This is a genomic window from Vibrio sp. Vb1554, assembly GCF_033344235.1.
Genome location: NZ_JAWPOJ010000045.1, coordinates 12,250 through 27,406, shown reverse-complemented (window position 1 = coordinate 27,406; position 15,157 = coordinate 12,250). Strand labels below are relative to the sequence as shown.

Annotated in this window: 7 protein-coding genes; all 7 read left to right on the top strand. The window is 43.5% G+C overall.

What is annotated here, in order from left to right; translation table 11 throughout:
- Nucleotides 1-44 precede the first annotated feature (44 nt).
- The 7 genes from R8N28_RS22350 (at nt 45) to R8N28_RS22320 (ending at nt 15,153) form a co-directional block, all read left to right on the top strand.
- Entirely contained in the window at nt 45-7,949 is a 7,905-nt protein-coding gene (locus R8N28_RS22350; protein ID WP_318183437.1) for a DUF5801 repeats-in-toxin domain-containing protein, read from the top strand.
- Complete coding sequence (locus R8N28_RS22345; RefSeq protein WP_065274489.1) at nt 7,946-10,117, top strand: type I secretion system permease/ATPase; 2,172 nt, start codon at nt 7,946-7,948, stop codon at nt 10,115-10,117. Before R8N28_RS22350 ends, R8N28_RS22345 begins: the two co-directional genes overlap by 4 nt.
- Complete coding sequence (locus R8N28_RS22340) at nt 10,114-11,427, top strand: HlyD family type I secretion periplasmic adaptor subunit (protein ID WP_065274490.1); 1,314 nt, start codon at nt 10,114-10,116, stop codon at nt 11,425-11,427. Before R8N28_RS22345 ends, R8N28_RS22340 begins: the two co-directional genes overlap by 4 nt.
- Before the next feature lie 15 nt (nt 11,428-11,442).
- Nucleotides 11,443-12,756, top strand: a complete 1,314-nt coding sequence (locus R8N28_RS22335) for a TolC family outer membrane protein (RefSeq protein WP_065274491.1) — start codon at nt 11,443-11,445, stop codon at nt 12,754-12,756.
- Nucleotides 12,749-13,369 (top strand): OmpA family protein, encoded by a 621-nt coding sequence (locus R8N28_RS22330; RefSeq protein WP_053303115.1) that lies wholly within the window; start codon nt 12,749-12,751, stop codon nt 13,367-13,369. The genes R8N28_RS22335 and R8N28_RS22330 overlap by 8 nt, the downstream gene beginning before the upstream one ends.
- On the top strand, nt 13,359-14,201 hold the full coding sequence (locus tag R8N28_RS22325) for a phosphate ABC transporter substrate-binding protein (protein WP_065274492.1): 843 nt from the start codon (nt 13,359-13,361) through the stop codon (nt 14,199-14,201). Before R8N28_RS22330 ends, R8N28_RS22325 begins: the two co-directional genes overlap by 11 nt.
- A gap of 178 nt (nt 14,202-14,379) precedes the next feature.
- Nucleotides 14,380-15,153: a DeoR/GlpR family DNA-binding transcription regulator gene (locus R8N28_RS22320; protein ID WP_065274493.1), complete on the top strand. Its 774-nt coding sequence runs from the start codon at nt 14,380-14,382 to the stop codon at nt 15,151-15,153.
- Nucleotides 15,154-15,157 lie beyond the last annotated feature (4 nt).

Sequence of the window (15,157 nt, the reverse complement as noted above, 5' to 3'; positions counted from 1 at the left end):
GTGGTCTTGCCATTGATGATTTCCGTGAGGGTATAGTCACGGAAATGAGAGGGACAACCAGTGGTGTAGAGCAAGGTTTGGCAGTGACGATTCGGGTAAGTGACGGAGACAGCACGCTGAATTTTACTGGCCTTGTTGATGCATCAGGTTCGTGGACAGTAACCGGAATTGACGTAAACACTCTCAATCTAAACAGCACGTGGACCATTGAAGCTGAAGTGTTGGATGTCGCCGGCAACCATGCGGTCGATACCATGCCAACAATAGTGCTACCCGGTTCAACGGTATTTTCTGAAAACATCGTTGGATTTTTTGGTGAGCAAAGCAGCTCGGCAGCCATCAACATAGAAAATGGTGTGCCAGCACTGCATGCAGAGCAGCCAAGTTTGAGCGCGCTTACATCGGTCGGTCAATCTATTAATGTTGTTGTTGCAGAAGATGGGTTGAGCTTACAAGGAACATCGACCGACGACCGATTAGTTTTCTCAGCAGAAGTCAATGATGATGGTACGGTTCAAATTACTTTTTATGAAGCGATTGATCATGGTGTAGGTCAAGATGAGCTGGTGACTAACGTATTGGTTGAAAGCATTCAAAGTGATGCTGACGGTACACAAGAGACGGTTGTGGCACCGTTAACGATTACTATTTATGACTCTGATCCGGTGATTAGAGATGACACATACTCAGTCTTAGAAGATCAAACAATTACGGGCAATCTACTTGAAAATGATATTGATCTTGATGGAACACTTTATGTGAAATTTGTAGAGGCTGGCGGGGAGCAGAAGTCAATTCTAGAGGGGGGATCCGTAAGTTTTAGTTTAGAAAAAGGCGAATTAACCGTATTTTCTGATGGCTCTTGGCAGTTTGATGCAGGTCGAAACCTAGATCATTCGGTCGAGCAAAGTGTTTCTTTCAGCTATTTAGCTGCAGATGACTCCCAAGACTATGGCTTGGCTAACGCGACCATTGACATTACTGATGGACAAGCAGGTTACGTAGGCAATGCGACTATAAACGTAACAGAAGTCCCTTTGGATGGCCCGATATTGAACTTTGAAGGAACTGTTAATATTGTCGCGGGATCTGACAATCCGGATCCGAGTAGTTTGTATTTCGGTGGGTCATCTATTACTAAGTTAGAAGCATTAGGGCTTACAAGCTCAGTCTCTGATAATGAGCTTAGCTACACGTTAAGCTCCAGTGGAAAGCAAATTACAGCATTTGCCAATGGTGTCACTGTATTTACGTTAACATTGAGTGGCGTTGAATCGGGTAACGATGTATTAGCTTCAATTTCGCTTACTCTTGAGCACCCTATCGATCAATTCAATAGCAGTGATACGGTCACTTTCCCGTTGACCATTGGTGGCGTAGATTTAGATGCCACACCGCTTGTAGAGAATGAAATTGACTATATTCTAAAGGATGGCGCAGACCCAACTTTAAATAATTTGAATGGGGTAGAAGTAAAAGAATCTGATCTCGTAAATGGAAGTGTGTTGAGCTCAGGGAATTTTCAAGTTGAGGTTGGCAGTGATTACCTCGAATCTTTGTCGTTCATCGTCTCTGAACAACCCTTGTTGACGAGTGGTGAACAAGTTGTGCTTTATCAAGTCTCTGCGGATGGCAAAACACTTGATGGTTATATTCTTGACGAAGATGGGCAAACTCAGATTCCCATCTTTCAAGCTACCCTCAATGCTTCATTACCTATTGATGCAAATAGCGACATTACCTACTCCTTTGAGCTTTTTCAGGCTCTCGACCAACAAGAAAATACTGATCCAAACGTACCTCTCGTTGTTACTGCAATGGACTCAGACCAAGATAACACGTCGGTCGTTTTAGACATTAATGTGATAGATAACGACAATGGACAAGCGCTAATCAATAGTGGCAATGTCGAGTTAACCGAAACACCTGTCGATACAAACATTGCTCCTGATGGGGTTTCAGCCATAGCGAATACGGATGTGATAGTTACGTCATCATTCGATCCGATTGTGTATCTGGGTGTTGACATAAATGATGGAGATACTGTCAAAACTACGCTTGGTGATGCTGTTACTTATAACGGAGAGGCTGTCACTTGGTACGATAACAATGATGGAAGCTTTGACGCAATTTCAGACACTGGAGACGTTGTATTTAGGGTCACGTTACCTAGTGACTTCTCTTTGCCATCAAATGATACGTCTACGGTTAATGTAACTGTAGAGCTTTATCACTCGATTGACCATGTTTTAGGTGATGGGACGCAATTGTCGATCTCTATGCCCATCGTGGCGAGAGATTCTGATGGAAGCGAGATCTCTACGGAGTCCAACATACTGGTCTATGATGGCTTGTTTCCGGAACTAGTAATTACAGAGGGAATCACAGTCAATGAAAGCGGGCTGAATGATGATTCGCTTGATTCTGGCATCGAGGGCTCGTCACCATCCATTACGCTATTACAAGGTTCAGACTCTATCGCCAGTGTGAGCGTGAATATCGATATGTTCAATGCGCTCGGCTATAAAACAAGTAGTGGCAGCCTGGTTGCGCTTGATTCACCGGACTCGAATGGTTGGTTATATGCAAGAGATGAAAGCGAGCAAGACGTCTTTAGAATTAGATTTAATACCGATGGGACTGTCGAGTTTGATCTATACCGTGCACTTGAACACGATGAACCTGACGGTGTTCCAGCGGACGAGAACACATTAGAACTCAGTTTTTCAATTTATGCCGTTGATAAGGATGGCGACCAGTCTGAAGCTGAGACATATACCGTTAGTGTAGTAGATGATATCCCTGAAGACACAAGCTCACCAATAGAAATTGAACTTACCGAGGGGGATGAGTTTTCGGGAAACTGGTTTAGCAATAATGCCGACTTAATCAGTTCAGATGGCACGTTGATTTCAAGTTTGACCTATGCAGGTGAAACATACGATACGGCGAGTTCGGTATTTAGCAATGATGCTTGGACCATCGATTTAATCAATAGTAGTGATGGTAACTTAAAATATGGAACGCTGACTATTGCTCAAGATGGGACATTTACGCTAACTACCGAGCTTATTGTTAATACGCCTGTAGGTGGTTTGCTTGATGATCTAACGATAACTGTGACGGATGCAGACGGTGACCAAGCAAGCAGTGAAGCTCAATTAATTCTTGATGATGCTAGGGGCTTTATTCGAACCGTTAATGTAGATACGTTAGAAGATAATGGCGCGAATAATAGTGGAGACCCTACGCCAGTCGCGTTACCGATTAGAGTTTCTCCTGGGGATACGGAGAATAATGAGCGTGTTGAAGCGATAAGGATCTCTGTTGAATCTCTACAAGGAGGGGCTCTGTTTTTAGACGGAGTGCGCCTTGAAGATGATGATAATGACGGATTTATTAGTCTTTCTGGTACAGAGCTAATGGGGGTGGGTATATTCACCGTTCCAAATGGTGATCTCACTTATCAACCAGCGCTAAACCTGTCGGGCAACACTATCAAAGTTTCGTTAGCAGTGTCTGCATTAATCCTATCTGATGTCGAACCAGATGGTTTTGTACTACAAGGCAATAACACGTTAAATGTTAACGTTTTACCGGTTGCAGATTTGCCAGAGTGGTCTATTGATTCGGACTTTTCTTATCAAAGTGTTGAAGATTCCGCTGAATCACTTTCACTCAATATTGTTGCTGAAAAGTTTGACCAAGACGGTTCTGAAACGCTCCACTACCAAATTTCGAATATTCCAGATGGACTTATATTAACACTTAACGGAAGTGCTATTGAGGAAGGTAAAGCGTATAGCCAATCCGAGTTAGATCAAATTGAAATCACATCTAACGAAAACTTAGCCGGAAGATTTACTTTTGATGTAACGGCAGTAACGACTGAGTCGGGTAGTGTGTTTGCCGATGAGCAAGATAAAACAGCGGAGATCACTGAGCAAGTTGTTATCGATATATCTCCAGATGCCGATGTGCCTACGCTGACCGTTAAAAACATTCAGGGGCTTGAAGACCAAGCGATTGACTTAAAAGAGTACATCCTAGGGCGGCTCACTGACACAGATGGCTCGGAGTCTCTGTCTTATCGCATAGAAGTTCAAGATGGTTGGACACTGCCTGTCGGAGCTGGGATCACGCTTATCGGTATTAATACCTACCTAGTGACCTCCAATGCTCTAGCCAATTCAGAGGCGTTACTTCAACCAAAATCGGATATCAGCTCATTTACTGAATCTCTATCCCTTCAAGTAACCGCCATTTCAACAGAGTCGACTATTGATGGCTTAGCACCTCTTAATGAAACCGCCGAGAGCCAATCTGCAACCATTGACATTAAGCTAAAAGGTGTGGTCGATGAACCAATTGTCCTAGATGGTGGACAGGGGAATTGGCAATATGATCAAGCGACTAAAGTAATTAGTAATCTCTCTACGTTAGACGAAGATAACCTGATACAACTGGATTTTATCATCCAGACATCAGACGACGATCTATCAGAAGAAATTAATATCTTGCTTCAGAACATCCCTTTGGGAACACAACTGACAGATGTAAATGGTGACCCTATTGTTCTTCCAGTTGCTTACGTGGACCCAATAACGGGGCCAGTTTATCAGGTCTCGAATGCTGTTCTTGAAAACACTTACCTCAAAACAGAGCAAGATTTTAGTGGAACACTGAGCATGGATGTTATCGTCGTTTCAACAGAGCCGGATGGTGATTCTGCTGAAACCCCTCTTAAAGTGGAAATGGAAATCTCACCTATTGTTGATCAAACTGACGGTCAAGAATTACAAAGCAATGGTATTGAGGACAATTTCATCACACTAAATCTTGAGCCTGTCGTTAATCAAGATATAGATTCTAGTGAGTCCTTGACAGGATACACCATTGTATCCATTCCAGATGGCTTAACACTTTACTTTGATGGTAATGCAGTAGAGGAAAGTAATTTACCGTTAGAACTCAATGAACTACTCGATGGTAGCTCGGCAACATTATCTGAGTTGTTAAACAGTGGACGAATCACTGTAAAAGCTAATGAAGACCTAAGTGGGACGTTTAGCCTGGAAGTTCAGTACGAAGTGACAGACACGTCTCCTACGATGGAGACTGATGTAAAGGCAATCAATGGCTCTTTGAGCGTCGTGGTTTCTGGAAAAGTGGATATTGGTAATGAAGATATTGACAAAACACGTTTAGAAGGCGCGACTGAAGTATTCACAAGTACGGATGGGTCTGCTGTTGACGTGAGTGGAGGCATTACATTTACAGAAGCGGATATTGATGGTTCAGAGTATCTCGATTACATCGTTTTACAGATACCGCAGGGTCAAGACCTCATTGTTACTCATCCGAACGGTGCTTCTCAAGATGCCGATGGGAACTGGCTGATTCCAATGGAAGGAATCACAAGTGATAGCGTGTTGGAAACCGCTCAAGATTTGCTTGCTGGCGCATCGATTTATAGCCCATCTAATACAGAGATACTTGATGTGAATGTGTTAGCGTATGTTCGAGATGGAACGGATGCTCAATACATCACAGGTCAGTTCCAAATTCAAATTACTGGCCATGAAGGAGATGGAGACCAGTGTGCTGATCCTGGTGAACCAGGAAGCGTTCAAAGTGGGGATATTGTAGGTAAAGAAGGTGAAGATGTCTCAATTGGGGCGTTTTTAAACCCTGATGTAGCGAGTAGTGATGGTAACTTAGTTTCCTTCTTTGTCGCCGCAGATTCTTTACCTGAAGGAGTCGAGCTTACTGGCGAAGGTGTGATACCTGCTTATGATAATGCGGGCAATCTGTTAGGTTATTCAATTTCTAGCGCTGGATTGTCTTCCTTGACGCTTACTGGCGTGGATGAGGACTTTGCTGGTTGCATTACTTTCAATTTAGAAGTGACAGAAACGGCCCCATGCGATGGTGACTCGAAAACAACCTCTCAGACCATTACGGTACAAATCTCTCCTGTTGTCGATGATATCGCGATAGCACCAAGCGAAGTTACGGTTCAAGAAGATACTATAACCAACCTGAATCTTGCTCTTGTATTGGGCGATAGCGAAGGGCCAATGCAGTCCATTACTGGAGAAGGTGACGCAGCGACTGGCCTTGAAAGTGTCAATTGGGTTTCTTTATCGGTGTCTGACGAGAATGCGCGGTTTACTGCCGTGGACCCGAGCCTACTCATTGACAATGGTGATGGAACATGGGTAGTGACAGATGTTACGCGTCTAAACGAAATTCAGTTAATCCCACCTGAAAACTACAGTGGAGAGCTTGTTATTTCCGTTGACGCAAACATTACTGATGAAGTCACGGGAAGTTGTTTAAGTACTGACAGTGCGAAAGATACTCAAACTAAATCAACAGAAGTTACCGTTACCATTGCCCCAGTGGTTGATAAAGCGGTTCTGGAAACAGAAGACGTAGTTGGTAATGAAGATAATTATATTTATTTAGGAAACTTATCTGCATCATTAATCGATCAAGATGGTTCTGAGTCGATGTCTTTGGTCATGACAGGAGTGCCAGACGGAGCCGTGTTGGTTTGGGACAATAACGGGACGTTCGAATTACTCCCTGATAACGGTTCAACGGATGGTGAGAGCAAAGAGTGGCAGCTAACTCAAGCACAACTTGATAAGGTTTACTTTCTACCGCCACTAGATTTTAGTGGGGATATTTCATTAACACTGCAAGCTATTACCCAAGAGTCTGGATCAAACGACTATAACTATACCACTTCTCAGTTCAACGTCGGCGTAAAACCGATTGGCGACGATGTATCGTTGAATACAACCTCTAACACGTTCACTGGAGATGAAGGTGATTCCATTTCGATTGACTTTTTAGCGAGCGGTTTTGAAACAAATAGCAACGAATATATAGAAGTGTCGATGTTGATCAAAGCAAGCTCTGAACCCTCTGCATTGGAAGGCTTAGGTAGGATTCGTATTGGAACTCAATTCTCATCCTTTACCTTCGATGACGCGGGCAATGCCGTGGCGACGGTATTAGTGCGAGCAAATGAAGTGTCAGGTTTGGAGTTCGTTCCGAAGGATGCATTTGGAACGATGGATGTTGCTCTCAATGTTAGAACGTTTGATCAAGCGATAGTGTCAGAGACACTCGAAACCGATTTTGGAGATGTGCAAACCACCGATCTAACCATTGTTGTTACCCCTGAAGCTGATGAGCCAACACTAACGGCCGATTATCAGTCTATTGTGTCTGAAGCGTCTGGGAGTATTCCTTTAGGGTTGAGCATGAATTTAGTCAACCCTGCACCCGAAGAGTTTGGAAGTGTGGAGATTCGCGGATTACCAACAGATCTAGAGTTGAGTCATGGTGAAAGATTGAACGGCATTTATGCTGTTGATCAAGAGGATGTCGCTGATCTTTCCATCGTTGGCGGGTTTAGCGGTGCAAGTGATTTTACGTTGTCGATAAAACCGATTGCAACACTGGGCGCCACTGTCGCAGAAGGTTCTGCTCAGGTAGTCAATGTTACCTTAGTGGAAGAAGGGGGCCAAACATTACTTGCGACAGATGCTAATGATTTGCTTATTGGAGGAAGTGGCAGCGATGTATTCCAGTTTGACAGTTCAGGGCTCGGTAACGAGTTAAAGCCCTCGTACGATGTGATCAACGATTTCCAAATATCCGTTATTGGTGATGATAATGACACAATTGACATCGCCTCGATAATCACCGCTACCTCGATAACAGAAGTCGATAATAAGCTCGATTTAACAGAGAATGATGATGGCGTAACGCTTCACATAAAACCAGAAGAGACGGGGACAAAACAACAGATTCTTATGCAGGGCGTCACTCTCGATCAGCTTTACAAAGGTGACTCGACTGGCGTAGCCGAAGAAAATGTCTTACAGAAGATGATTGATGACAACAACTTGCTAGTAGGTGGTATGTCATGAAGCATCACTCATCCTCATCAAGTGAGCTGACTAACGATCCTTGGGGGCAATCGTTAACTTGGTTGATGCGTTATTTTGAGGTTAGACACCATACAAAAAAGGTGCTTTCTGGATTACCTCTTGTTGAGGGTAGATTGGATAGTGACTTATTCATCAGAGCCGCTGAGCGAGCCGATCTTGAACTCACATTAATCGATTTAAAATCCACCGCAATGTTGAGCTTTCCATTGGTGGTAATCAATAGGAAGACGTTACAACCCGCTATTATATCTGAGCGACATAACAGCGATTATCAAGTCACGTTATTTAGTGAAGATCAAGGTGAAACGCAATACGTCACGAGCAAGGAACTGCATAATCAATTCCAGCCTCAAGCATGGCAAGTTTCTATGCGTCCAGAGCTGGACAAACGGATAAGTTCTATTCAAGCGGATTATAATGAACATTGGCTTTTCGCCGTAGTGAAAGAAATGTCTCCGTGGTATCGAGATCTTTTGATTGCCTCTTTCCTTATCAATACGCTAGCGCTAGTTATTCCGCTTTTCACTATGAACGTTTACGATCGTGTAGTGCCTAATCAAGCTTTCAGTACATTATGGGTTTTGGTCGCTGGTGTCTCCGTCATCATTATTTTTGATTGGCTATTGCGTAAAGCAAGGGGAGTTGTCACTGATACCGCGGGTAAGTACATCGATAACAAGCTTTCTTCGATACTTTTTTCTAAAGTTATGGGGATGAAACTTGAACACCGTCCTGCATCAGTCGGTGCATTCGCTCGACAACTACAAGATTTTGATAGTGTTCGCGATTTTTTTACTTCTGCATCTCTTGTGACCTTAGTTGATCTCCCATTTACGTTGTTATTTTTAGTCTTAATCGGTTGGCTAGGTGGGGCAATGATGTTCATACCTATTGCCGTCATGTTTATCCTGCTGATCCTTGGCTTTGCGGTAAAAGCAAAAATAGAACAATCACATACGGAAAGTGCTGCACTATCCATGAAGCGACAAGCTCACTTGTTTGATTCATTGTCCTCTTTAAAAGAGATTAAGCAAAATAACGCTACGGGAGAAGCACAAAAGCGTTGGGAGCAAACGGTATCCATGCTTTCTGATTGGCAAAATCAATCGCGAAACTATTCGAATATCGTTGCTTACTCCATTCAATCTAGCCAGCAGATAATTACCGTAATGTTACTTGTAACAGGCGTGTACAGAATTTCTGAGGGATTGCTAAGCATGGGGGGGCTCATTGCTATTGTCATGCTTAGCGGTCGTGCTGCAGGGGCGATTAACCAGTTAGCTATGCTGTTACTTCGCTATCAACAGACAAAAACAGCGGTTGAAGGCTTAAATTCTATCATGTCTTTACCTCAGGAGGTGCAACGCAGTCAGGTCATTACGTCTGCCGAATTTGCAGGGAATATACGTTTAGAAAACGTGAGCTTCCAATACCCAGATGTTGATATGCCATGTTTGAGAGATATTAATCTTACTATCAAGCAAGGCGAACGCGTTGGCGTTATTGGTAGTGCAGGAGCAGGAAAGTCTACACTCCTTTCTATTATTACCAATCAACTCAGTACCTTACAGGGTAGCGTTTATTTTGATGACATTGACAGTCAGCTTTGGCCCGCCGAATTGATAAGAGAGAAAACGGGTTGGGTTGGCCAAGATTCGCATCTTATATACGGCAGCATTATGGAAAACATAGTATTAGGACATCATGTTATTGATCAAGAACGATTACGCCGTGCGATAGAATTATCGGGTTTGAACCAGTACATGAGCCGCCTTCCTCATGGTCTAGAAACGCAAGTCGGAGAAGGAGGGCGTTATTTGTCGGGGGGGCAAAGGCAAGCTGTAGCGATTTCAAGAGCGTTTTATCGAAACCCTGCAGCATTAATTTTAGACGAGCCAACCAGTTCCTTAGACCAGCCAGCTGAGAATGCGTTGTTTAATGCTCTTAAATCGTTGCCGCACTCGACGACGATGATTATTAGCTCTCATAAACATTCCTTATTATCGCTTTGTGATCGAATTGTTGTGTTTGATAAAGGCACAATTTTGAGGGAAGGAGCGCCCCAAGAAATTTTTGCTAAACAACAGTCTAACGCGAAAACGAACAGAGTACGCGCAGTATCAATTGTACGCGAAGGAGGTCAATGATGAGCACAGTTCGTTGGAGTAATGCTCATTTAGCAAACCGTTCGAGAACGTTGATTTGGTTGTCTGCCGCGTTAGTGCTAAGTGTGATTATTTGGGCCTCGTGGGCGAGGTTAGACGAAGTGGTTGTCGGCGAAGGAAAGGTTGTTCCTACTTTGTCTATTCAGACGATTCAGAGCTTAGAGGGAGGCATTCTAAAGGAGTTACTTGTCATGCCTGGTGAAAGCGTCACTAAGGGGCAAACCATCGCTATTCTGGATGATACAAGGTTTAAGTCGACCTATTCGGAGACCTCTGAACAAGTTGAATCTTTGCTCGCCAGAAAGCAGAGGCTTCAAATTGAATTAGAAACGGTAAAAGTGAATAGCCTCCAACTGGATTGGAAACAACAAGTGAGTATCGAGCCTCAGACATTTGATATTTCGATGACCGGCCACTCTGCCTATCTGAATGCCAAAGCAAACTATCTTGAGCGGTTGAGCCAACTGGAGTCTGAGCTGGAGGAGGCTAAATTGCGAATTGAGCAACAATCGCAAGCTTATCTAGATACCTTGAATACCATTCAAACACTAAAAAGCAGTCTGGTTATTGTCTCGAAAGAGCGAGATATGCTGAGAGAGGTGGTTTCTAGTGGCGCGGTAGCTGAAGTGGAATTATTAAAACTGAATAGAGACGTTATAAAGCTCAAAGGAGACATCGCGAGTTCACAAGCTGCTGCCCAAAAACAAAGGGCTGTGTATTCTGAATCCATCGCAGATTATCGTGGTACTGCGCTTGCTTTTAGGGCAGAGGCACAAGGGCAGCTCAATGAAGTTGTGACGCAACTAGCGCAGCTCAATGAAAGTCGTCAGGCGATTGCGGATCAGTTGAATCGAACGCAGTTACTTTCTCCGGTCGATGGAACCATCAAAGATGTTTTTGTCAGAACCATCGGAGGTGTGGTTAAGCCGGGTGAGCCTATTTTAGAAATAGTCCCTCGTAATAGCACGTTAATCGTTGAAGCGAGAATTTCTCCTCAGAATATCGCCTTCATAAGGCCTGGCCTGCCGGCAACGGTAAAGTTGTCTGCCTATGACTTTGTCATTTACGGAGGCCTAGAAGGAGAAGTGACCTACGTAAGCGCCGATGCACTTCAAAATGAAGAGGGCAATGCCTACTACCGTGCCAACGTTACTTTCAAGGTTGATGATAAGTTTACGATCATCCCGGGAATGCAGGTTGTGGTAGACATTCTTACAGGAGAAAAAACAGTACTGAATTATTGGTTAAAACCTATATTACGTGCGAAAGAGAATTCGCTCAGAGAAAGATAGACATAAGGATATAAGATGCGGCTTAAATCAACGTTATTGGTCTTGTTTGCAGTATCATCGTCGCCAAACGCTTTGACTTTAGAAGAGTCAGTTACGTTATCTCTCGATAGCTCCCCCAGTTTGCTTGCTCGCTATTCTCGCTATGAGTCGATGGTACGAGACCGAAATGCCATAAATGGTTCATTTCTTCCTCAGGTTAATTTGTATGCAGCAGCAGGGTACGAAGGTACTCGATATAACAACGGAAACTACATCGACAGTGAAGATAGAACATTAGAAAGAACGGAGATGGGCGTAAGAATCTCCCAACTGTTATTTGATGGATTTAAAACAAGTGCTGATGTTGATCGCCTATCTTACGAGGCTGAAGCTGAACGCTTGGACTTATTGGCATCTGCGGAAAATGTTGCATTAGATACTGTCAGAGCGTATGTGGATGTTTTACATGCCCGAGAGTTGATGAAACTGACAGAAAGAAACCTAAATGAACACCAAGAGATCTACCGTTTCATTCTAGATAAAAAAGAAAAAGGTTTAACCAGCAACTCCGACTTAGCGCAGGTTTCTTCGCGTGTCGCGACAACACAGTCCTCATTGATTGCCGCCCAAAACAATCTTTCCGATGCTAGAACAAGATTTGTACGTTTGGTTGGTCGAGCGCCGCAAAACTTAGTTGAGCCTGTTTACCCGCAGGAATTGCTTCCGAATAAGCTTGACGAAGCACTCAAACAAGCGGTTAGGTTGCACCCATCCATACAGTCGGCGATGAAAGATTTAGAGGCGGCTCGACATGAAGTAAAAAGAGAAAAGGGGGATTACTACCCAGAGCTCAAGCTTGAGCTGTCAGCCAACAAAACAGACAACGTGGATAATATTGAAGGCATTAACGAAGATGCAAAGGTTATGCTGACGGTCAACTACGATCTTTTTAAAGGCTTTTCTACAGACTCCCGAGTGGAGTCATCTGCCTGGCGAGTAGAGGAGGCGAGGGCTATTCGAGCAAATGCAGAACTAGATGCGAATGAAGGTGTAAGGCTGGCATGGGACGCACATACATTGCTTCAACAGCAAATGGAGTTTTTAAAAGTCAACGTTGATGCGGCGAAAGTAACTGAATTAGGGTACATCCAGCAGTTCAATGTAGGGCGACGCAGTTTGTTAGATGTATTAGATGCCAAAGTTGAAACGTTTGTTGCGAGACGGAACTACACCCGAACAAAGTACGATTATTTGGTTGCCACTTACCGTTTATTCAACTCGATGGGGATTCTGACTTATGCGTTGCGAGTTGAGTATCCAGAGAACTGGAAGGAGAACAATAATGGATAAATTCGCAGTGACGAGTCTTCTAGTTTTCATGTTAGCAGGCTGTGCTGAATCACCGAATACGACGTTGACCACTTACCAGTACAACGACCTTAAAGACAATGATAGTGATGGCGTGATAAACCAACGAGATAACTGCGCAGATACGCCAAAAGGTGTGGTTGTTGACAGTGAAGGCTGTGCGAATTGGGTCAACGACTCGCAGACACACCTGATCAGCTTTTTCTTTGCGATGGATGAGCATCAGGTAACGCCATCTCATGATATGCCGCTAAGCGAGTTGAAAGCACTGCTTCAGAGTAACCCAAATGCGCAAGTCATACTGATAGGAGACACAAGCCCTGAAGCGTCACTCGAATACAACAAAGCGTTGGCAAAGAAAAGGACGGCAGCTATACGAGAATTGCTAGTGAGAAACGGCATTCAAGACAATCGAATTGAAGAGCAAGAGTTTTATCAGAATACGGCATTGACGGTACAACTAAAAAAACGGGAAAGGCGCACAATTGCTGTTGTAAACACGAAAGCTGAAAGTACTGAACAAGCGTGGACTATATTTAGTTCGGACAGCGAGTTGACACCTAATTCGAAGTTGGAGTTGAATTATGAAAATTAAAGTATTGCCTTTCTTTGCTCTAGCGTCATGTTTGATTTCACCGCTGGCATTTGCTGACTCTGAGGCTCGAACATCGATTTTTGTCGAACCAGAAATATTAGAAACGATAGAAACATTGATAGATGAGCCAAGTGTAAATGTAGCGCTTGCATCTCAGTCTGGTGGTTTTAACGACATGCTAAATGACGGAGCCTCTATTGCAATCACATCTAAGAAATGGTCAGATGAAAACATCTCCCGATTTCAACGAGAAAGAGGCCACAGGCCTACACGTTTGTTTTTAATGGCAAACGCTATTGTCGTAATCAATAGTCAAAAGAGTACGGTAGATAGTGTTTCCGTTAGTGAATTGAAACGCTGTGATGCAAATACGTATGCTTTCGGGGAGATGCGTTTAAGTAACCCAGATGTGAGCTCTAATGGTTGTCAATCATCGATTCAAATGCTTGATGAAGACCGATTGAAACGGGCTTTAAGCGACGACTTTTCAGCCAAAGCTTATATGCGATACTCCGATTTTAAATACTCAGAACAGTGGTCGAGCTACAAGGCTCTCTCTGTTCATCATAACGATGACTCATGCTCTTTGAGCACAGATTGCATCTATTCTCTTCGCTATCCATTTTCCGTGGTCTATTACGTTTATATAAATAAACAATTCGACACCAATCAGAAAATCACAAAATCAAAACTATTTGAACTCCTTACAACCGACAACAATACACAACAGGTACGAAATGCTGGGTTTATTCCACTACCAAAAGCGCTTATTAAAATAAATAGAGTGAAGTTAGGCCTAGATGAGCCAGTTGTTTTAAACGGGTATAAATAAACTTCATACGCCTAACTATGTGGGCTTGAGTGAACGTACCGTCCTAGGAAGTTTTGCCTTGCTGCTCATTTATCTTTGGTTAACTTTTGGTCAATTGAGTTGGTTGTAAGTGGTTTTGTTGGTAATTTTTCTATCATTGTGGCAAGTTTACTTAAAATCACTTAAGTGAATTTAAGTTATGACACAAGAAGAAAGACTCGTAGCGCTCAGAGCGAAGCTGGATCAGCAAAATAAAGTAACGTTGTCTGAAGTTTGTGAGTACTTTGCTATCTCGCGAGATTCAGCTCGTCGAGACTTAGTTAAGTTGAGTCAGCAACCTGGGTTACAAAGAATACGAGGTGGTGTCATGCTTGCGCCGATCTCTTCCCATACCGAGGCATACGCGAGTCGACCCGTGAGTGACGTTAAACATCGACTAGCTCAAGCTGCCGCAGCGTTGTTGGATGAGCGCGACCATCTTGTTATTGATACCAGCACCATTTTGTCTCTGCTCCCACTCTATGCAGGAAAAGCGCGTTATGGAGAAAACAAGCTCAACGTCGTTACTAACAGCATTGATGTGCTGACTGCTGCTGAGACAAACGACACAATGGACGTTCATTTCTTAGGCGGACACTTTGACCCTTATGCCAGAGCAGTTTTAGGGGCGCAAGCAGAGCAGCAAATGCAGCATTATCACGTGAACAAAGCGTTCATTGGCGTGTGTGCATTGTCATCCCGAGGGCTGACAACAAATAGTTTGTTAGAAGCAACAATGAAACAAGCGATGATTGCTCAAGCTCAGCAGGTCATCGTCGTTTGTGAATCCCGAAAAATTGGTAGCGACAATTTCCACCACGTATGTGATTTGTCAAAGATCGACATCATTATTACAGACCATCCCCCTCAATCAGATTTTCAACAACTCCTCGATCACAATGATATTGAATGTATTGTTGTATCACCGAAATAAGGAA